25 protein-coding genes are annotated in these 20,477 nt (G+C 38.4%); 10 read left to right on the top strand and 15 right to left on the bottom strand.

Going from position 1 to position 20,477, the window contains the following annotated elements:
- Positions 1-773: 773 nt before the first annotated feature.
- Positions 774-1,325 carry a peptide deformylase gene (gene def / locus HCB49_RS03845; protein WP_008947424.1) on the top strand — a complete coding sequence of 184 codons (552 nt, stop codon included), beginning with the start codon at positions 774-776 and terminating at the stop codon, positions 1,323-1,325.
- Between the two features lie 48 nt (positions 1,326-1,373).
- Here def and HCB49_RS03840 read toward each other — a convergent pair whose 3' ends face one another.
- Positions 1,374-1,928, bottom strand: coding sequence for a flavin reductase family protein (locus HCB49_RS03840; protein WP_185604152.1), 555 nt, complete (start codon positions 1,926-1,928; stop codon positions 1,374-1,376).
- A 129-nt stretch (positions 1,929-2,057) separates the two neighbouring features.
- On the opposite strand from HCB49_RS03840, the gene HCB49_RS03835 reads away from it, so the two are divergent.
- Positions 2,058-3,056, top strand: a complete 999-nt coding sequence (locus HCB49_RS03835) for a ThiF family adenylyltransferase (RefSeq protein WP_185604151.1) — start codon at positions 2,058-2,060, stop codon at positions 3,054-3,056.
- 11 nt (positions 3,057-3,067) lie between these two features.
- The gene (locus HCB49_RS03830) at positions 3,068-3,556 is read left to right on the top strand and encodes a MogA/MoaB family molybdenum cofactor biosynthesis protein (RefSeq protein WP_185604150.1); all 489 of its coding nucleotides are present in this window, start codon (positions 3,068-3,070) and stop codon (positions 3,554-3,556) included.
- Positions 3,557-3,590: 34 nt separating this feature from the next.
- Here the strand turns inward: HCB49_RS03830 and moaA are convergent, their stop codons facing one another.
- The 7 genes from moaA to modA all read right to left on the bottom strand — a co-directional run bounded on the left by moaA (position 3,591) and on the right by modA (position 8,319).
- Positions 3,591-4,592, bottom strand: a complete 1,002-nt coding sequence (moaA, locus tag HCB49_RS03825) for a GTP 3',8-cyclase MoaA (RefSeq protein WP_185480151.1) — start codon at positions 4,590-4,592, stop codon at positions 3,591-3,593.
- A 28-nt stretch (positions 4,593-4,620) separates the two neighbouring features.
- Positions 4,621-5,103, bottom strand: a complete 483-nt coding sequence (moaC, locus tag HCB49_RS03820; RefSeq protein WP_003725558.1) for a cyclic pyranopterin monophosphate synthase MoaC — start codon at positions 5,101-5,103, stop codon at positions 4,621-4,623.
- Between the two features lie 12 nt (positions 5,104-5,115).
- A complete protein-coding gene (moaD, locus tag HCB49_RS03815; RefSeq protein WP_185480152.1) occupies positions 5,116-5,364 on the bottom strand; it encodes a molybdopterin converting factor subunit 1 in 249 nt (82 codons plus the stop codon).
- The gene (locus tag HCB49_RS03810; protein ID WP_185604149.1) at positions 5,348-5,770 is read right to left on the bottom strand and encodes a molybdenum cofactor biosynthesis protein MoaE; all 423 of its coding nucleotides are present in this window, start codon (positions 5,768-5,770) and stop codon (positions 5,348-5,350) included. The genes moaD and HCB49_RS03810 overlap by 17 nt, the downstream gene beginning before the upstream one ends.
- Positions 5,767-6,252 (bottom strand): molybdopterin-guanine dinucleotide biosynthesis protein B, encoded by a 486-nt coding sequence (gene mobB, locus HCB49_RS03805; protein ID WP_185604148.1) that lies wholly within the window; start codon positions 6,250-6,252, stop codon positions 5,767-5,769. Before mobB ends, HCB49_RS03810 begins: the two co-directional genes overlap by 4 nt.
- A complete protein-coding gene (locus HCB49_RS03800) occupies positions 6,231-7,454 on the bottom strand; it encodes a molybdopterin molybdotransferase MoeA (protein WP_185604147.1) in 1,224 nt (407 codons plus the stop codon). Before HCB49_RS03800 ends, mobB begins: the two co-directional genes overlap by 22 nt.
- 94 nt (positions 7,455-7,548) lie before the next feature.
- Complete coding sequence (gene modA / locus HCB49_RS03795; RefSeq protein WP_185604146.1) at positions 7,549-8,319, bottom strand: molybdate ABC transporter substrate-binding protein; 771 nt, start codon at positions 8,317-8,319, stop codon at positions 7,549-7,551.
- A gap of 107 nt (positions 8,320-8,426) precedes the next feature.
- Between modA and HCB49_RS03790 the strand changes: the two genes are divergently transcribed.
- The 4 genes from HCB49_RS03790 (at position 8,427) to HCB49_RS03775 (ending at position 11,196) form a co-directional block, all read left to right on the top strand.
- Positions 8,427-9,098 carry a molybdate ABC transporter permease subunit gene (locus HCB49_RS03790; protein WP_185604145.1) on the top strand — a complete coding sequence of 224 codons (672 nt, stop codon included), beginning with the start codon at positions 8,427-8,429 and terminating at the stop codon, positions 9,096-9,098.
- Positions 9,099-9,100: 2 nt separating this feature from the next.
- A complete protein-coding gene (locus HCB49_RS03785; RefSeq protein WP_003730112.1) occupies positions 9,101-9,763 on the top strand; it encodes an ATP-binding cassette domain-containing protein in 663 nt (220 codons plus the stop codon).
- Positions 9,744-10,325, top strand: coding sequence for a molybdenum cofactor guanylyltransferase (locus tag HCB49_RS03780; protein WP_185604144.1), 582 nt, complete (start codon positions 9,744-9,746; stop codon positions 10,323-10,325). The genes HCB49_RS03785 and HCB49_RS03780 overlap by 20 nt, the downstream gene beginning before the upstream one ends.
- Before the next feature lie 67 nt (positions 10,326-10,392).
- Positions 10,393-11,196, top strand: coding sequence for a DUF817 domain-containing protein (locus HCB49_RS03775; protein ID WP_185604143.1), 804 nt, complete (start codon positions 10,393-10,395; stop codon positions 11,194-11,196).
- A 17-nt stretch (positions 11,197-11,213) separates the two neighbouring features.
- On the opposite strand, the gene HCB49_RS03770 is transcribed toward HCB49_RS03775, so the two are convergent.
- The gene (locus tag HCB49_RS03770; RefSeq protein WP_185604142.1) at positions 11,214-11,984 is read right to left on the bottom strand and encodes a Cof-type HAD-IIB family hydrolase; all 771 of its coding nucleotides are present in this window, start codon (positions 11,982-11,984) and stop codon (positions 11,214-11,216) included.
- A 482-nt stretch (positions 11,985-12,466) separates the two neighbouring features.
- On the opposite strand from HCB49_RS03770, the gene rpoY reads away from it, so the two are divergent.
- The 3 genes from rpoY to HCB49_RS03755 all read left to right on the top strand — a co-directional run bounded on the left by rpoY (position 12,467) and on the right by HCB49_RS03755 (position 15,423).
- The gene (gene rpoY / locus HCB49_RS03765) at positions 12,467-12,676 is read left to right on the top strand and encodes a DNA-directed RNA polymerase subunit epsilon (protein WP_185391067.1); all 210 of its coding nucleotides are present in this window, start codon (positions 12,467-12,469) and stop codon (positions 12,674-12,676) included.
- Between the two features lie 6 nt (positions 12,677-12,682).
- Entirely contained in the window at positions 12,683-14,350 is a 1,668-nt protein-coding gene (gene rnjA, locus HCB49_RS03760; RefSeq protein WP_003722651.1) for a ribonuclease J1, read from the top strand.
- Between the two features lie 107 nt (positions 14,351-14,457).
- Positions 14,458-15,423, top strand: a complete 966-nt coding sequence (locus HCB49_RS03755; protein ID WP_185391066.1) for an LCP family glycopolymer transferase — start codon at positions 14,458-14,460, stop codon at positions 15,421-15,423.
- Positions 15,424-15,465: 42 nt separating this feature from the next.
- Here HCB49_RS03755 and HCB49_RS03750 read toward each other — a convergent pair whose 3' ends face one another.
- From HCB49_RS03750 to liaF, 6 genes are all read right to left on the bottom strand, one after another.
- Positions 15,466-16,317: an FUSC family protein gene (locus HCB49_RS03750; RefSeq protein ID WP_185604141.1), complete on the bottom strand. Its 852-nt coding sequence runs from the start codon at positions 16,315-16,317 to the stop codon at positions 15,466-15,468.
- Positions 16,314-17,234 (bottom strand): hypothetical protein, encoded by a 921-nt coding sequence (locus HCB49_RS03745; protein WP_185604140.1) that lies wholly within the window; start codon positions 17,232-17,234, stop codon positions 16,314-16,316. Before HCB49_RS03745 ends, HCB49_RS03750 begins: the two co-directional genes overlap by 4 nt.
- 152 nt (positions 17,235-17,386) lie before the next feature.
- On the bottom strand, positions 17,387-18,046 hold the full coding sequence (locus HCB49_RS03740; RefSeq protein WP_003719245.1) for a potassium channel family protein: 660 nt from the start codon (positions 18,044-18,046) through the stop codon (positions 17,387-17,389).
- 18 nt (positions 18,047-18,064) lie between these two features.
- Positions 18,065-18,703, bottom strand: a complete 639-nt coding sequence (locus HCB49_RS03735) for a response regulator (RefSeq protein ID WP_003722886.1) — start codon at positions 18,701-18,703, stop codon at positions 18,065-18,067.
- The gene (locus HCB49_RS03730; protein ID WP_185391063.1) at positions 18,700-19,758 is read right to left on the bottom strand and encodes a sensor histidine kinase; all 1,059 of its coding nucleotides are present in this window, start codon (positions 19,756-19,758) and stop codon (positions 18,700-18,702) included. The genes HCB49_RS03735 and HCB49_RS03730 overlap by 4 nt, the downstream gene beginning before the upstream one ends.
- Complete coding sequence (liaF, locus tag HCB49_RS03725) at positions 19,755-20,468, bottom strand: cell wall-active antibiotics response protein LiaF (protein WP_003734006.1); 714 nt, start codon at positions 20,466-20,468, stop codon at positions 19,755-19,757. Before liaF ends, HCB49_RS03730 begins: the two co-directional genes overlap by 4 nt.
- Positions 20,469-20,477 lie beyond the last annotated feature (9 nt).

Genomic DNA, 20,477 nt, shown 5'->3' with positions numbered 1-20,477 from the left:
CGTTTCATGTAACGCTCGTCCGGTCATTTACCTGACTAAATGGTTTCTTTTAAAACTGCCATCCTGATTGTGTATTAATTGTAATAGCGTAGTAAAAAGAAAAGTTTATTCTATAGAAAGAAGCAGATTCCGGAAGCTTTTTTCTAAATTCCTATTAACTAATTACGCAGCCTCTCCAGTTATTACCACAAAATCCTCATTGAAAACATGTGATTTAGAAGAGTTTGTGAAAAAATATTCATTCTTTCACAATGTTTCATAAAAAAACAGGAACTTTCCTTTTATTATAATGTAATTTCTGTTTTACTCAAAAACAAGAATTTTATTAATACACTAATCTTCTCTCTTAATTTACACTACCCAGATTATGAAGTCAATAAGTTAATCTCTATTTATTTTATCGCTTACAATGGCGTTATTACTTAAATCATTCGCTTTCCACTTCTGTATTAAAAAAAGATGAAACAGATGCAAACTGTTATATAATATTCCAACTCTCGCATTATCACACCTATTTCAAGTTTTCATCTAACAATTCTATCTAGTTTGTGAATTCACAAACATATAAAATTTTTCATCATTTGTATTAAACGAACATTATTAACTAAAAAGAAATTATCGTTCGCTTTTAAAACTTTCTCTTTTTTAACAAATATGTCTTTAGGCCTACAAAACTGCCATTTTTTTCCTGAACAGTAATCTTTCATTCCATTTTTTTCGTTCTTTTGTTAAAATAAAGGTAAGTTATTAAAAGAACAGGAGAGAATCAAATCATGCTTACAATGGACGATATTGTACGAGAAGGTCATCCGGCGCTTCGAGAAGTTGCGACAGAAGTGACTTTCCCGCTTTCAGATGAAGAAAAAAAATTAGGTCGCGATATGCTCGAATTCCTAATTAACAGTCAAGATGAAGAGTTGGCGGAAAAATATGGTTTACGTGGTGGCGTTGGAATTGCAGCTCCACAACTCGCTGTAACGAAACGTTTCCTAGCTATTCATGTACATGATGAAAAAGATCGTCTTTATAGTTATGTGCTTTATAATCCAAAAATTCGTAGCCACTCTGTGCAACAAGCTTGTCTTTCCGGTGGTGAAGGTTGCCTTTCCGTTGACCGCGAAGTTCCGGGCTACGTCGTGCGCAGTGAACGTGTGACAATCGATGCTTTTGACGAAAATGGTACACCGCTTAAATTACGTTTTAAAGATTATCCAGCGATTGTTATTCAACACGAAATCGATCATTTGAACGGAATTATGTTTTATGATCATATTAATAAAGAAAATCCATCCTACTTGCCACCAGATGTGGACGTATTTGGTTAAAATGAATAAATCCCCGCAGGAAGCAATATCCTGCGGGGATTTTTGTCTCTATGAATGACCACCAACTGTTTCTATTTTTGTATCCAACTGTCTAAATTTACGTTCATTTGCATCGCCTGAGAATAGCACTAAATCAAGTTCTTCGTGAATAAAATGACCATCTGAATCCAGCAAATTTTTTTCAAATAGTCGCGTATCGATTTTAGCAAAGATTGTATGATAGTCCGCGTCTGAAACTGTTTGAGTTACGGTGCATTCGAGAACAATCGGACACGCATCTATGTAAGCTACTCCCCCATTATCACTTTTGGTTAATTCGATTTGATGAACTTTTATTTTATCGTTGCGCTTTCCTGATGAGAATCCGCCTTGTTCAATTAGGCCTAACTGCTCTGTGTTTGGAAAATTGACTGCAAGCTTTTGGCCAGCATGTAAGTTTTTACTGGCATTGCTTTCTGCTGACACGCCGATAACGATACTATCTCCTAATGTGTACGATGATGACCCCGTTGACATTTGTGGTTCTCCAACCTCATTCAAATACGTTAATACAAAAACTGGATAAGCCGGATAAAATTTTTCTGTTTCTACGCGCTGTTTCATAGTTAGCACCTCTATTTTTTTCTTTCATTATAAAGATGCTATACCAAGATTTCAAGAATAAATTAAAACGCTACAAGTAAGCGCTTTATGTGTTTTTCTGGTAAAATAAACTGGAAAGAAGGTGGGAACTTGGAACGTTATGATAGACAGATGCGCGTTAAAAACATCGGAAAAGCCGGTCAAGAAAAATTGCTCACAAAAACGATTTTGATTGTTGGCGTTGGCGCAATTGGATCTTATGCCGCTGAAATCTGTGCGCGGATGGGTTTTGGAAAGTTAATTTTAATTGATCGTGACTATGTGGAACTAAGTAACTTACAGCGCCAATCGCTTTTCACGGAACAAGATGCATTAGACAAACAAGCAAAGGCGTATGCGGCATCTAAAGCGTTACGATTGATTAATAGCGAGATTGAAATCGAATATATCGTTGGTGATGCAAACGCGACAAGTTTAACTCCTTATGCCGGAACCATCGATTACATACTAGATTGTACCGATAATTTTATGACACGCGAATTTTTAAACCAGTTTTGTTTTATTCATCAAATTCCGTGGATTTTCACTTCTTGTGCCGGTAATTATGCGAATCTTATGCCGATTATTCCGCCTGATTCTGCTTGTTTGCACTGTTTACTTGGTGATATTCCTCAAACAAATGCGGCAAGTTGCGATGTTATTGGTGTCGATGGCGCACTGATTCCAATCGTTGCTGGCATGCAAGTTTCCTTACTTACACAAATGATTTTAAAACCTGATTTTGCTGCAAATACATACTATCAACTAGATAATTGGCAATTTACTTTCCGGTCGCTTGAAATCAAAAAACACCCCGACTGTCCTAGTTGCACAACTGGAAAAGCAATTTCAGAAGTCCCTTTTTCCGAGCAAACGATTGCCCTTTGTGGACGGGATACGGTACAATTTCGCTTGCCAAATAAAAGCAATTACCGCGAAATCAAACAACTGTTAACAGAACGGAAAATTACGTACAAAGAAAATCCCGCTTTACTCAGTTTCCATTACGAAACGTTCCAATTTGTTATTTTTAAAAATGGGCGTGTGTTGCTTCATGGGACAGAAAATATAACAGAAGCCAAGAAAATATATCACTTATTTTTTAACTAAAGGAGGCAATTATGGAACAAAAAACGTTTATCAAGGTAACTTGTAGTATTTTGACGATTAGTGATACAAGAAATTTGGATACGGATGCTAGTGGCCAACTGATTCAATCTGCCTTAGAAACCGCTGGGCATGAGGTGGTTTCGCGGGTCGTCGTTCCTGATGATGTTACACTCATCCAGCAAAAAATAAACGAGTTAGCGGCTAACGGGTCCTTTTGTCTTATCACAAATGGTGGTACCGGCATTGCTAAACGCGACGTTACTTATGAAGCATTATTCGCAACGATTCAGCAAGAAATTCCTGGGTTTGGTGAAATTTTCCGGATGCTTAGTTACGAGGAAGTTGGGAGCCGTGCGATGGTATCTCGTGCCTTCGCTGGTTTTTCAGAAAGTGGCTTACTGCTTTTTGCATTACCTGGATCAAGTAATGCTTGCCAACTCGCGGTTCAAAAATTGATTATCCCTGAATTGCCACATTTAATTGCGGAACGACGAAAATAAAAGATCCGGCCATATACGCGGCCGGATCTTTTATTTATCCACCAATTTGGCTCATACGCCGCCAAGTTGGTTTGTTAGATTGCACTTCATCTTGTAATTTTAACGCCATTTCATGATTTTCCGGTTTATTATCGATGGCCTTTTGCACAAGTTGCATCAGTTTCACAGGTTCATGGATAAAGGGCCGAATATTCATTTCTTCATCCCAATATAAACAGGCTTTAATATAACCGTCTGCTGTTAGTCTGAGTCGGTTGCAACTATCGCAAAAATGAGCGCTAACTGGATGAATAACACCAAATGTTCCTTTTGCTCCTTTGATGCGAAAATTTTCGGAAGGGCCATTTCCTCGAACCGAATCGACTGGCTCATATTCATAGGAAGCTTCATCGCAAGCCTCAAAAATCTTATCAAGCGACAAATATTTTTCTTTCCAGCTCGTACCAGCATGACCAATTGGCATATATTCAATGAAACGAATATTAATATCTTTATCTTTTGTAAACTTCAGGAAATCAGTTATTTCATCATCGTTTTGCCCTTTAATCAGGACAACATTAAGCTTAATTGGAAATAGCCCAACTTCTTCTGCTTTTTGAATGCCATCGAGTACTTTTTGTAAACGACCTCCGCGAGTAATTGCTTGAAAACGGTCTGCGTGTAGGGAATCCAAACTAATGTTAACACGTGTTAGCCCAGCTTCTTTCAATGCCTCTGCTTTTTTCGCTAAATACATCGCATTGGTTGTAATCGAAATATCTTCTATTTCAGGAATCGCTCCAAGCCCACGAACAATTTCCACGATATCGGTTCTAAGTAATGGCTCTCCACCAGTGATGCGCACTTTTTTGATGCCGAATTTCACCATTAACTCCATAAAGCTGACAATTTCATCTTTGGATAGTACTTTTTCATGAGGCAAAAATGTCAGGCCTTCTTCGGGCATACAATACACGCACCTTAAATTACACCGATCTGTTACTGAAATCCGAATATAATCGTGTACCCGCCCAAATTTATCCTTTAATAATTGCATAAAACAAAACTCCTATCCTACAAAATAGTTACGCTTCTGCTTTAAATGTCCCGCTTTTCCCGCCGGTTTTTTCGACTAAATACGTTTTTTCTATCCGCATACCTTTATCCATTGCTTTACACATATCATAAATGGTCAATGCTGCAATCGTGACTGCGGTGAGAGCTTCCATTTCTACGCCCGTTTTCCCAACAGTTACGACTTCCGATGTGATCGTTAGTGCCGTTTTTCCGTCATCTTCAAAAGAAATATCTGCTTTTGTTGTCATAATGGGATGGCACATCGGGATGAGTTCGCTTGTTTTTTTCGCCGCCATGATGCCAGCCACTTGCGCAACAGCTAGAACATCTCCTTTAGCAATTTTACCAGCATGGATACGCGCTAATGTTTCTTCGTTCATATGTATGGTAGCTCTGGCGATGGCGCGGCGCTTCGTTTCTGATTTACTTGTGACATCGACCATTTTCGCACGTTTTTCATCATTAAAATGGGTTAAATCATCTTTTTCCATCTAGTCCCCTCCTTATCCACCGCTAACTGGCGGAATTACTGCAATTTCTATTATTTCTTCTGGCAAAAGGTCCTCGTCATGCTGAAACTCCATATTGACTGCTAGCATACATGTCGCCAAATCAACAGCAATTTCAGGAAACTCACTACTAATGACTTCGCGAACTTCACCAACTGTTTGACATTGCTGTAAATTTAATTTTACTTCTGTTTGATGTGTTTTCTCGGCTAAAAAAGCGAAAAATTTAACCGTTGTCAACATTTACTCCACCCCACCTTGTTTTATCGACATCTTTTTCTTCTTTCCAAATAGGTACCCGTTCTTTCAAACGTTCAATGATATATCTCGAACCTTCGTAGCAAGCAGCCCGATGTGGTGTTGAGACGCCGATAAATACTGCGATATCGGTTATTTGCAACAGCCCTAATCGGTGGACGATAACAACATCCGCATCCCATTTTGCTTCTACTTCTCTGGCTAACTTGTTTAATTCTTTAAGCGCCATTTCTTCGTAGGAAGTGTAACAAATTTCTTCTGTTTGAATCTCACCTGTCCATTCGCGAATCGTACCGACAAACAGATTGATTCCACCATGATTTTTATTGATTAGTTTGTCAGACAGTGGTCCGATTTCGATTTTTTCATGTTGTAATGCGATATAATTCATTGTAAAAACTCCTTGATTAGCTTTTCAGCAAATGCATTTAAAGCTTTTTCCTCACCAATAAAAATTGCTTCTTCTTTTAAGGCTGGGTTATGGGTGGCGATTTTATGGACGGCTTTGCTATTTTTTAAAAGGTCGATTTCTGCTTTTTCTCGAATTAAAATGATTTTAGGAAACGGTCCTTCTTTATAGCCTTCCACTAAAATAATATCAGAATTCGGTAGTTTTTGGATGGCTGTTTTTAAATCGATACCCGCCTGTTCCATCACTGCATATTGCCTTGAATTCGCAATCACAACCGCCTCCGCACCATTTTCTTGAAAAGAGTAGGAATCCGTTCCGGCATGATCGACGGAAAAGTCGTGCGCATCATGTTTTATCGCCGAAACCGAGTAGTTTTCTTTGCGGCTCGCTCGAATTAAAGCATTAAGCAAGGTTGTTTTCCCGCTATTTTTAAAGCCGATTATTTGGAGGATAGTAGCCATGCTTCGACCTCTTCTCCTTTTAATTTCCCGACTTGGCCGCGCGGGATTTTAAATAAACAAGTGGTGAGATGGAGATTCCCGAGAGCACTCGACATATCACTGCCGACCAGTTCGACCAAGTATTCTCCCTCATCAGATAAACGATAAGTTCCGCGTAAAAATCGATCAAAGCCATTGTTTTTCGTGTAATCGCTCGCCATTTTTGCACCAACGTGGATCGTTGCGGTTGCATCTTTGCCCATTAACGTTGCTAAAACTGGCTCTACTAACAAATAGAAACCAGTAAAACATGCGCCGGGATTTCCAGAAAGTGCGATAATGAGTGTCTTATTCAACCACATTCCAGTTGTCGGGCTACCTGGTCGCATTTGAATTTTATTAAAAAGTAATGTTGCTTCTTGTGTAGCAATATCCGCCATAAAGTCAAAATCACCTACGGAAACGCCACCAGTAGTAACGATTAAATCCGCTATATCAGTCAGCTCAATCAATCTTTTTTTCGTGTCTTCGTAGTTGTCGGGCAGTTGCTCAGCAGCACATATTTCCGCATGATGCACGGTTAGCAGATTTTCGAGTAATGGCTGATTGCTATTATAAATTTTCCCGTCCGGAAGCGGATTACCCGCAGGAACAAGTTCGCTACCCGTCGATAAAATTGCTACTTTTGGCTTCCGAATAACTTGTACTTCATGAATGCCAAATGAAGAGAGTAAACTTATAGAACCCGCATTTAAAGTGTGCCCCCGATCAAGCAACAAATCTCCTTTCGCAAACTCTGCGCCGATTTCTGTAATGTTACTTGATTTTTGTGTATTGATTAACACGATTTCATTTTCGTTACTAGCTTCTCTGGATTGTTCTAGCATAATAATTTTTGAAGCATTGTCTGGTACTTTGGCTCCTGTCATAATTCGGACTGTTTCGCCCTGTTTTAGCGGTTTGTCATATGTTTCACCGCACGGAACTTCTGCCACAACGCGTAAAGTAATTGGATAATTCCCGTCATCCGCTTCTGTAATTGCAAAGCCATCATAACCAGAACGTCGAAAATACGGTGCTGGAAATGGCGCAAAAATCGGTTCTTGTAAAACCTGATTTAGCGCCTTTGTCACGTTTTTTCGCTCTACCGGAAGATGTGTTATTTGGTTACATAAAACTTCTCTTGCTTGTTCCATTCTAATGGTATTTCTCTTTTCAATCATCTGGGCGCACTTCCCTTCTACAAATCATGTATGCGTTTTCTTTAGTACCAATATACAGGAGTTTTCTCGTTTTAAAAAGTAAAGCGACTTCTCCTTAGTTAGCGGCCTTAAATCCGTATTTTTTCAGTATTTTTTGCGCTTCAGCATTATTCATAAAATCAAGGAATGTGGCTGTTGCTTCTTTTTTCTCTGAATCGCTTACTTGTGCGCTGTAGTATGCAATAGGATCATGCAGTTTTTCGTCAATTTTCGCTTTCACCTGTACTTTTTTACTTAATAAAGCGTCTGTCTGGTACACAAACCCAGCGTCCGCATTTCCTGCTTCTACATAGGATAAAACTTGGCGCACATCCGTTGCAAGAACAAGTTTTGCTTTTTCGGTAGTATAAAGATTTATGTTTTCTAGGGTTTGCTTGGCATAGGCGCCGGCTGGAACAGAATCCGGGTCACCGATAGCAATTTTGCTCGCATCATTCAGTAATTGTTCTAAATTCGTATCTGTCGTCTGATTGGCGTTTTTCGGTTCAATTAAGACGAGTTCATTCCCCGCGAATTCTTTCGTATCTTCTACTAGATTTTGCTTACTTAATGTATCTGCATCTTTTTTACTTGCTAAAAGAACGCCATCAATTGGTGCACCACTTTCGACACGTTCGCGAATTTGCCCAGAGCCACCAAAGTCAAAAGATAATTTAATAGTTGGGTTCGCTTTTTCAAAAAGTGGTTTTACATCATCCATCGTATCTTTCAAACTAGCCGCTGCTGAAATATGTATTGTTGTGGTTTTTTCTTTCTCGGATGTATCCCCACAGGCCGTTAAAAGTAGTAATAATCCACAAGTTATGACTAAAGCTATTTTTTTCATCGTTCATCCCCCTTTTTTATTTAGTTACATTGTACTTAAGTTTGACATTTTATACCAGAGAGAACGATAATAATAGAAGTACTAAAGGGCTGTTCAGGAGGAGATTTATGTTTACATCTGTTTGGCATACATTACTTGTTGCCACTATTTCTACGTTTCTCGCATTTATGACGATGTTGCCACTTAGTTATTATTTTACGGGGCGAAAATCGCGTTTTCAGTTATTAGTGGAGATTTTAATTTTACTTCCGCTAGTTTTACCGCCAACTGTGGTTGGTTTAGTATTACTGAATGTTCTTGGCCGTAATGACTTTATCGGCGGTGTGCTTTGGGATACATTTGACTTTAGTTTTATTTTTTCCCTTAGTGGCGCTATTGTTGCGACGACGATTATTATTTTACCGATTATGTATCAAGGATTGAAGTCAGCATTTTTATCGATTGATCACGAACTTGTATGGGCAGCAGAGACTCTTTCAGCGAATAAAAAACAGATTTTCACCAAAGTTATTTTACCGAATTGCTGGCAACCTATTTTAGCTGGCGTTTTACTTAGTTTTTGCCGGGCGATGGGTGAATTTGGAGCGAGTTTAATGGTAGCGGGTTATATTGAAGGAAAAACCGATACGATTGCTTCTAGTATTTACTTTATGGTGCAGCAAGGCAATATGCGGACAGCAATTTATCTTGGGCTAATTAACGTCATTATTGGCGTATTTGCCTTACTTGTGATTCACGTTTTAACCGTGCGTCAAAGTAATTTAACGAGGGGGATGTAACGATGCTGCGACTACAATTTCATAAGAAACTTCCTTTTCATGATTTAAATATTGATTATACTTTTGAAAAACCAGTGACAGCAATGATGGGCGCGAGCGGTTCTGGCAAATCAACGTTATTCCAGTGTGTGAGCGGATTGAAGAGCATTGATGGCGGCATTATTGAATTTGACGGCACCCCGTGGGACGATTCCAGTATCTCACTACATCTTCCAGTTACAGAGCGAAAAGTAGGCTACTTATTCCAAAATCTCGCTTTATTTCCAAATATGAACGTTTATGAAAATATCGCTTTTGGCTTAAAAGTGAAGAAAAAGAAGAAAAAAGAGCAAGCAGAAATTCAACAACAAGTACGAAAAATGAGTGATTATCTACAAATTTCCCACTTACTTTATTCTTCTGTTCAGAAACTTTCTGGTGGCGAAAAGCAACGTGTCGCGATGGCACGTGCGATGATTACCGAACCTAAATTGCTTTTACTAGATGAACCTTTCAACGGATTAGATGAAGAAACACGATTGATTTGTATGAAATTAGTCGGACAAATGGCGAAGGATTTCCATATTCCGGTTATTTTTGTGACGCATTATGCCTCGGAAGCTGAAATGATGACCGAAGAAATTTTAGTTATGCGAGATGGACGACTTGAAAAACGAAAAAGTTAACATTGGCATCATATTAGCCGGTGGACGTTCTAGCCGTTTCGGGGAACCAAAAGCACTTTTTCAGGATGAGGCAACTGGAAAAACGTGGGTCGAACTAACGGCGAGTAAATTGATGCCACTTTGCGAGCGGGTATTTATATCGGCAAACCGTGAAATTTATCTAAAGCTAGTCAAGATTTTCCGCGCAGAAACAGCGATTCAAATTATTCCCGACCAAGAAGAATTCACTGATTTCGGGCCACTTGGTGGACTTTATGCGGTGATGGTTCAATCGCAGGCTTATCAGAAAGCTCATTTTTTGGTACTTCCAGTTGATATGCCTTTTTTGACTTTGGAGGAAATTGGACGGCTCGCAGATTATCCCAACCACTTTGCGAAAACGAAACAGGCGGAGCATTATTTGGTTGCGAACATCCCTTATTCACGTGAAATTCTACATGAATTACTGCAAAACGGGCAACATCGGGTTCGCGCTTTACTCGAAAAACTTGACACCCAACCATTAGAATTTGAAAATGAAGCGCCATTTAGAAATATAAATCGCCAAAATGAACTTTTTTAACCTTTTCTTATCCTTTTCTTTAGTATTATTTGGTAAACTAGAGAAAATCATGAGAAGAGGTTTTTTTATGAAATTTTTCCGCTTACTTTGGGTTTTTACTTGGAAGCAAGCACTTTGTTGTATTTTTCCTGGCATTATTTTTATTTCACTCGCACTAACAAAGTTGATTGATATTCCATTTATCGCGCGTTATGACTTGTTGTTAATCATTTGTCTTGTAGCGCAGATTTTGTTGATAAAGTTTGGACTCGAAACGTGGGATGAGCTGAAAGTAATTATGGTGTTTCATATTATCGGGCTCGGACTTGAAATTTATAAGGTACATATGGGTTCGTGGAGTTATCCGGAACCTGGCTTAATGAAAATTTTCGGCGTTCCACTTTATAGCGGCTTTATGTATTCAAGTGTGGCGAGTTATATTTGTCAGGCCTGGAAAAGGTTTGATCTTCGTATGACAAACTGGCCAAACATTTGGTTGGTAAGCGGCCTTTGTATCGCAATTTATGCTAATTTTTTCACGCATCATTTTATTCCTGATTTTCGTTGGGTTTTGATTATTTTAGTACTCGTTTTGTTCCGAAAAACCTATGTTTATTTTAAAGTTAGCGCTACTCAGCTCAAAATGCCTTTATCTTTTTCTTTTTTATGTATTGCATTCTTTATTTATCTTGCTGAGAATATCGCCAGTTTTTACGGCGCTTGGGCTTATCCTGACCAGCTTGTTGCTTGGCGCCCAGTACATGTTTCGAAAATCACGAGTTGGTACTTGCTTGTAATTATTAGTATTATTATCGTCGCCCAACTCAAATTCGTTAAACAAAAAATGGAACAGACTCGAGTAACAGTAAAAAGCGAGACCACCGTAAAATAAGTGGTCTCGCTTTTGTTTTAAATTAATTTTAGATGTTCTAACGCTTTATAGACGCCATCTTCATCGACATGATCCGTGACATAATCAGCAACTGCTTTCACTTCATCACGCCCATTTCCCATTGCAACGCCAGTTCCGACTGCTTGAAGCATCGCGATATCGTTCAGCCCATCGCCAAATGCGTACGTATCTTCCATCGAAAAGCCTAGTTTTTTAATCATTTGTTTGATGCCTTCCGCTTTAGAACCGTCTGCTGGACAAACATCTACTGAAACATCATGCCAGCGCAAAAATCCATATTGTTTAAATTCTTCGCGGTAATAAGCATCATACGACTCCTCACAGAAAAGTAAGCATTGGAAAATATCTCGGCCTTTATAATAATTTGCATCAACTTTAGGATAGTCTCTTTTAATAGAATTCATTCCTATTGTAACGCGGTCATGATCAGGCAAATTCGCACGCATCGAGTCTTTTCCAGAAAAAACAATTGGATGCTCATGCTCAGAGGCAACTGTAATTAGCCGTTCTAAAGATTCTGTTGGTAAAGGTTTAGCATAAATTTCTTTGCCTTCAAAAATAACATATTGCCCGTTATAGCAAATATAAGAATTAATATCCAGTTCTTTTCTAATTTCGTCGAGCATAAATGGGCCTCGACCCGTTGCAATGGCTACATAAATGCCATTTTCTTTCAATTTAGCAATCGCTTGTTTGGCTGATTCAGGAATTTCTTTTGTTTCGCCCACAAGCGTGCCATCTACATCAAAAAACACAATTTTACTCATCGATTAAACGCCTCAATCCTCTATCCATTTTTAAATCACTTACTTTAAATTATAGCAGAAAATCCACATGATAAAAGGGTTGACAAAATTAATTATACTTTCTAGTAGCAATTATCTCGATTTATGGTATATTAGAATGAAGGATATAGATCGGATGAACATTTGTAGAACGACAATGGAACGTGAAAAAAAGCTTATAATTACATCTTTTACTCGGAAATTTGTTTCAAATTCCCAAAATAAAGGTATGCAATTATAACGGATAAGAAATTTAACATACGTGCACAGCTATTTTATACATTAGTCTGTGGTAATTTTTCTTTGTCTTTTTTATGCCTAATTGTTAGTATCTCGTGCACCCATATCCGCTTGCTACTAAGTCCACAACTGAAAGCAGGCCAATGATTATTGAATAATTATAAGATTTTCGACTAGAAAATCTATTTTTAAAAACTAAACTTAAATTTTAAGGAGAGAAAAACATGATTTTTAAAGTATTTTATCAAGAAACACTGACAGAAACACCAGTACGCGAAAAAACACAATCACTATACGTAGAAGCGGAAAGCCAAGTAAAAGTACGCCAACTTTTAAAAGATGAGCCTTTCCACATCGAATTTGTTGAACAAATTAGTGATGCTCACTTAGCTTATGAAAAGGAAAACCCAGACTTCGCGCTCTGGGAAAAATAAGCCTATATGAAATTTGTAAAAAATAATGAGACAGCTGTTTTCGCCCTTGGTGGACTAGGCGAAATCGGTAAAAACACATATGGCGTACAATTTCAAGACGAAATTATTCTAATTGATGCAGGTATCAAGTTCCCAGAAGACGAACTTCTAGGGATTGATTATGTTATTCCTGACTACAGTTACCTAGTTAAAAACAAAGATAAGATTAAAGGACTTTTTATCACCCATGGTCATGAAGATCACATTGGTGGCGTTCCTTACCTACTTCGCGATCTTAACATCCCGATTTACGCTGGGAAACTTGCGAGTGCACTTATCCGTAACAAATTAGAAGAACATGGCTTGCTTCGTCAAACCAAAATTTATGAATATGAAGAAGATGACGTTTTTAAATTCAGAAAAACAAGTATCTCTTTCTTCCGTACAACACATAGTATTCCTGATACGTATGGTATTGTTGTCAAAACTCCATCTGGTAACATCGTTCATACAGGTGACTTCAAGTTCGATTTCACACCAGTAGGCGAACCAGCCAACCTTACAAAAATGGCGGAAATTGGTAAAGAAGGCGTTCTTTGTTTATTATCTGATAGTACAAACGCTGAAGTACCGAATTTCACCATGAGTGAGCGTGTCGTTGGCGAAAGTATTAAAAATATTTTCCGCGATGTAGAAGGCCGAATCATCTTCGCTACTTTTGCATCCAACATCTATCGTTTACAACAAGTAGTAGAATCCTCCATCGAAACTGGCCGTAAAATTGCTGTTTTCGGTCGTAGTATGGAATCTGCTATGGAAATCGGTAAACAATTAGGTTATATTCAAGCACCAAAAGATACGTTTATTGATGTGCATCAGCTTAACAAAACACCCGCTGGAAATGTGACGATCCTTTGTACAGGGAGTCAAGGTGAACCAATGGCGGCTCTTTCTAGAATTGCTAACGGTACGCACCGTCAAATCCAAATTCAACCAGGCGATACGGTAGTCTTCTCGTCTTCCCCAATTCCTGGTAATACAACGAGTGTTAACCGCACAATCAATTTACTTTATCAAGCTGGCGCAGAAGTTATTCACGGTAAAGTGAACAACATCCATACTTCCGGTCACGGTGGTCAACAAGAGCAAAAACTAATGCTCCGTTTGATGAAACCTAAATTCTTTATGCCAATTCACGGGGAATTCAGAATGCAAAAAATTCATGCTGAATCTGCAGAAGAATGTGGTGTTCCAGAAGAAAACAGCTTCATTATGGCAAACGGAGATGTCCTTGCTTTAACGAGTGAAACAGCTCATGTTGCTGGTAAAATCCATGCAGCAAGCGTCTATATCGATGGTAGCGGCATTGGCGATATCGGTAATATTGTCCTTCGTGATCGTCGCATTCTTTCCGAAGAAGGCCTCGTAATCGTCGTTGTATCTATTGATATGAAAAATTCCCGTGTCATGGCAGGACCTGATATTATCTCACGCGGTTTCATCTATATGCGTGAATCCGGTAATCTAATCGGAGAAGCTCAAGGCCTCCTAACACGCCACTTAAACAAAGTAATGGAACAAAAAACAACGCAATGGTCTGAAATTAAGAACGAAATTACAGATACGTTGCAACCTTTCTTATACGAGAAAACAAAACGACGTCCAATGATTTTACCAATAATCATGGAAGTATAGTTTCAAAGACGGTAAATGGTTTCAACATCATTTATCGTTTTTTGTTGATTTCTTGCAAAGACGATGGTATGTTTAAACAAACAAAATAGAAAGACGAGGAAAATTTTATGACAGAAACTAGGACTGAAAAGAAGCAAAAAACAACGTCCACTTTTACTAAAGTTATGAAAATTGCTAGCGTAACCCTTTTAGGAATTATCTTTTTCTCAATAACAGGATTAGCAGCGAAGTACTACATCACCGTTCAAAATACCTTTTCAAAAATAAATGTGCCACTAGAATCAAGTAATAAAACAGCAAGTGACTTAGAAAAGAAAAAACCATTTTCTGTATTGTTAATGGGCTCAGATGCTCGACCTGGTGAAACAAATGGTCGTGCCGATACAATTATTCTTGCAACCGCAAATAAAGAACAGAATGCTGTAGAAATGGTCAGTATCCCCCGTGATACAAAAGTTGACTATGGAAATGGCGACATTGGTAAAATTAATGCTTCCTATTCCAAAGGTGGCCCCTCAGGAACCGTCTCAGCCGTCGAAAAGCTTATGCCAGGAGTTCCTGTAGATTATTTCATTTCCATCAATATGGAGGGCTTTAAGGACCTTGTAGACGCAGTTGGCGGTATTACTGTTACTAATGATATCGATTTAACCGTCGTAAATAGCAAATTTGTCAAAGGAGATATTACCTTGAATGGCACAGATGCTTTGCAATATGTACGTATTCGTCATGAAGATCCACGTGGTGACTTTGGTCGCCAAGATAGACAACGTGATGTTATTATCGGTATTGCGAATAAAGTCGTAAGCTCCTCTGGTGTTTCCAATTTTGAAAGCATCATGAAAGCTGTTGGTGATAATTTCCAAACGAATATGACACTAACCGACATTACAACAATGGCAACCAATTATTCTTCCGTACTAAAAAATGTAGATTCCCAAGAACTTAAAGGTGAAGGGGAAATGATCTATAGCGAATCTTACGGGTTTAACTTGTATTACTTTGCACCTGAACAAACAGACTTAGAACGCGTGATTTCCATGTTTAAAAAGAGCTTAGATATTACCGAATAAAAATAAAGATGACTGAAGCTACTCAAAGCCTCAGTCATCTTTTTATTTATGTTTGTTAATCAGTGCATCCATCTCGGTAATCACTTTAGCACAAGCTTGTTGATGATAGGAAAACACCACTTCATAATCTGGTTCTGACTCTTTTTCCAATGTCACATGGTACAAAATTTCGATATTATTAATCGCCTGCTCAACTAATCTTGTAAAATGGAGCATTGGTTCGTCGGATGTTAAACTCGGAACAAAACTGCTGTCTGTTACAATTTGCTCACGTGTTTTTCTTAAATCTATCAGTTGCTTCCATAACGCTTTTATTTTCGGAGCTAGCTCTTTCGCGTCTTCCGCATTGATATCGATTGCTTTTATTCGCTCTAGCACTTCTTTTTCCTGAGAAATAAACACTTGGTTTAATTTTTTGTTTTTCTTGCGTGGATACAACGCGTAAACAAGGAAACCAATCGCTAACCCAATCATCGTATCAAATAGTCTATCCCTCAAAAACACAATAGGTTCCCCGTCCCCTTTTCCGACAAGTACCATAACTGTGATAACGACAATAACCATCGTGAATTTTTTCGTAAATAGATAACTTAACATAACCGCGAGTGCTGCGCCAATTGGAATCATAATATAGTGGTGATTCGGCACGAGCAAATAGACAAGTGCAGCAAGTAATCCCCCGACAATTGTTCCAATAATCCGCTCGATGCTTGATTTATATGTCTCACCTTTACTCATTTGAGCCGTAATATAAATGGCATTAAATACATAAGTTGGGTAAACAATCCAATCCCCCATAATCGGGAACAGTATCACGGCAATCGTAATACTAATTAAGACTTTAGCCACCCGAGGGTCAAGAGCAAAACGTTCTCTCATAGAAATCTTTTTCATTTCTTCTCGCCCCCTTCAGCTAATTCAGCCATTCCAACCTTCACAGCTAGAAAGTTCTCAACAAATTTTTTCACGTGAAATGAGGCCACTGGGTCGACTTCTTTTGCATTAATTTCATCAGAAACTTCTACATTAATCTTGGCAAGCGCCTGTTTCGCCTCTTCTGACAATCCGGCTCTACCAATGTCTTCCATCGTTTGCATATGGAAAAAGAGTTGCAAATAATTCGGTAGTAGCGATTGATATAGTTCCACATGACGCGGATTGGCTTTTTTACTGGCACTATATTCTTTAATAAACATTTGCGATTGAACAAAAATGCTATACAACGGTTTTGTTATAAATTTGCCATTATTTTTAAATACACTTTCAATTTCTTTATCAAAAAGTCCTACTAATTGCTTCATAATGGTTTGAACGGTCTTTTCTAGCGGCAAATGGACATATTTTACGACTAGCTGAACGAGTAAAAAGAATACGAATACATCAATTAGTGCCACAATGACCATCACATAAAGAGGCATGGGCAAATCGTCCGTTCCAAGGAAATAAAGCGCGGTCCCAATTGCGAGTGTCATCACCATATATTTCTGCGGCATCAGAAAGTTCACCGCTAAAATAACAACAATCATCACAATATAGTAAATATACACATTAATCGGGAAAAAATAAGTACTTATAATGACAAACAAACACGCTAATGTGAATGCTAGTGCAATTTGGGGAATAACTTTTCTAGTAATTCCGTATGTAGGTTGCATAGAAATAATCCCTATTAGTACTACTATAGGTAATACTCCGGCTAAATCAGGGAAAATAACTGTATGGACGACCACACAAATACTCGCGTAAATAAATGCTTGCAACATTTGAATAAGTCCGCGAGCGCCGATTTTATCAAGCAAAAATTTCTTCATCTGTTCTCTCCCCCTGTCCCTTTAAGTAAAGCTATGTAACTATCATAGAAAATAACTGGCTAGATAGCAAGCAGTAAAGCGTAAACAAATAAAAAACCTACGCATATAATTGACATGTTTACATATCTTTTATTAATGCCTAGGTTTTATTTTTATTGAATTTTTTCTTGTAGTCGTTCAATATCATCATCCGAACCAATCACAATAAGGATATCACCTTCGTGGAGAACATCATTTGCTTCGGGGGTAATAATCATTTGTTTATCTTTTTTAATGCCGACAATATTCACACCAAAAGAGTTACGGAAATCCAGATCCACCAAGCTTTTCCCTAGGAAGCGCGGATCAGATACCGAAATCTCGACAAGACTATATTCATCCGAAAGTTCCAGATAATCAAGCATGTTTTTCGATACGATATAATGGGCAATCCGGCGTCCCATGTCCCGCTCAGGATGGACAACGCGGTCAGCTCCAATTTTATCAAGCAATTTGGCGTGCTTGTCGTTCGTTGCTTTTGCCGTAACATATTTTACGCCCATTTCTTTTAAAATTAGCGTCGTTAAAATACTCGACTGAATATCTTCCCCAATAGCAACGATAACGTGTTCAAAGTTACGAATACCTAATTGACGAAGCGCATTTTCATCTGTGGAATTGGCGATAACTGCATGGGTCGCAATCGACATATATTCATTTACGCGTTCTTCATCTGAATCAATCGCAAGTACTTCCATTCCTTGCTCGACTAATGACCGACAAATACTTCCACCAAATCGCCCAAGACCGATGACTGCAAATCCTTCTTTCATGTGTGCGTTACCTCCTGGCTACTTTTTTTCTACTAAGTCGTGTTTAAATGCATAGATGGCTGCTTGCGTGCGATCTTGTACATCTAATTTTGATAAGATATTACTTACATGCGTTTTAACCGTTTTTAACGTGATGAAAAGTTCATCGGCGATTTCTTGGTTAGATTTACCTTCCGCAATTAAAAGTAAAATTTCATTTTCACGATTCGTTAAATCATCGTGTAAGTTTTTTTCTGGTTTAGCGGTTAGTCTTTGCATCATTTTGCCAGTTACTTCTGGTTCAAGGACAGAGTCTCCGCCGTATGTAGCACGAATCGCATCTGCAATTTCGCTTGCTGTCGATGTTTTTAGCATATAACTGCTTGCCCCGGCTTCTAGTGCTGGGTATACTTTTTCATCATCAATGAAGCTTGTGACGATAATGATTTTTGCTTCTTTCCAGTTTTGCATAATTTCTTTTGTGGCTTCGATGCCGTCCATTTCGTCCATCACTAAATCCATTAAAATGATATCTGGGCGTAATTCTAAAGCCATATCAGCGCCTTCACGTCCGTTTTCTGCCTCGCCAACAACTTCCATGTCATCTTGCACAGAAAGATAGGCTGAAACACCTATTCGTACCATTTCATGATCATCTACAAGTAATACTTTTATCATTCGCTTTCCACGTCCTTTTTCGCAACAAGTGGGATTTTTATTTCTACACTAGTTCCTCTTCCTGGGAAACTAATTATTTTGATGGTGCCGCCAAATTCGGCAACGCGTTCTCGCATATTTTGCAAGCCATAAGAACCTTGGCGAACATTATCCATATCAAAGCCAACGCCATCATCAACTACTTTCATGACAGCTAAATTATCCATTGTGACCAAGCGTACTTCTAATAATTTTGCTTTGGAATGGCGCAAAGTATTGGATAGTAGCTCTTGAACGATACGGAATAAATGATCTTCAATGCCTTTTTGCAAATTAATATCTTCAATTTGCCATTCGACTTCGATAGGCAATTTGGTTGTTAATTCTTTTAATAATTGTTCAATACCAGTTTTAAGCGATTTACCTTCTAGTTGTGTTGGACGTAAGTGAAGTAAGAGTGCGCGCATCTCAGATTGGGATTCATTGACGATGGATTCTACCATTTTTAATTGTTTTTGCATGGCTGGAGTGGCGCTTTTTTCGCTTTGTTCATTCAATGCTGATAAAAGCATCATCGCTGCAAAAAGTTGCTGACTCACTGAATCGTGTAATTCCCGAGCAATCCGGTGCCGTTCTTCTGACAAAATAGCTTCTTTTGTTTGGCCCGTTGATTCCGCGCGGTCGCTTGCAAGTTTTTGTGTCAAAATCGTTTGTGCTTTCATTTTATCACGTAAGCGGTCGATTTGCTTGTATACTTGCTGTACTTCTAAAAAGTTTTCGTCTTCTTCGCTTGTAATCTTTTTCTCCAAATCGCCTTGTCCAAGCAACCGAATCGAGAAGTCAATCGATTCAAACTTTTGCTTCACGAAATAGCCAAGCAAACCACCGATGATTAAACCAACCGAAATGGCTGTCAGCGGAACAAAAACGACAAAAGGGATATAAAAGATTTTTTGTTCAATTAGGATTTTATACCAAGAGCCTTCACTAAAAAAATAGTATCCGACTGTGCCGATAGCTGTTGCAACGAGTAGTAATCCCGAGCAAACAACCATCATTAGTTTCGAAAAGCTCATAGCCTAATCACCTCTAAATCTCCAAAGATTACAGAAGTCATGATTTTCACTTTTCGCGCAGAACTTTCGTAATTATCTGAGTAGACCTTGATGCTATTATTTTGAATAGAGGTGCTTTCTTTATCATATTGAATATTTCCAAAAATTGCGGAGTGTTCGATGCAAATCCCAATATCAAATGGAACGAGAATCCGAATTTTGCCCGATACACTACGAATCATAATGACACTTTCGCCAGTTGGAAGAACTGTATTTCCTAAATCGAGAATCGTATCACCAATTCCCGTTTGGATATTGATATCATCCCATTCATACACTACATCGAGTATACGCTGGTTACCGAACCATTGATTGCGAATAAATTTATCTGTGCGGTCAATCTTGCTGTCTGGTTCTCTAGTTTTAAGCATTAATAATTGAGGTGCCCGCTTCCGACTAATATAGTGAATGATCGCATAAATCCCCGCAACAACAAGTCCTACTTTAAAAGTGGTTGTTAGTAACACGGCGATAATGATAAATACGATACCAATAAATAATGAGTTTCTCGCACTTTTCTTCGTTGCGCTTGCCTTTCTTGATGTAAAGATGAAAAATATCCCGAGTGCAAACAAAATAAGTAGCTCCCACTGGAATAACATTTCTAGTCCTACACCAACAATAATCGCAATTAAAAATACAAAAACAACCGAGCTTTCCATTTTTTTCAAGCTGACACA

Origin of the sequence: Listeria cossartiae subsp. cayugensis (genome assembly GCF_014229095.1) — a bacterium.
In the GTDB taxonomy this organism is placed as follows: Bacteria; Bacillota; Bacilli; order Lactobacillales; family Listeriaceae; genus Listeria; species Listeria cayugensis.
This window is presented reverse-complemented; position numbering and strand designations above follow the sequence as displayed.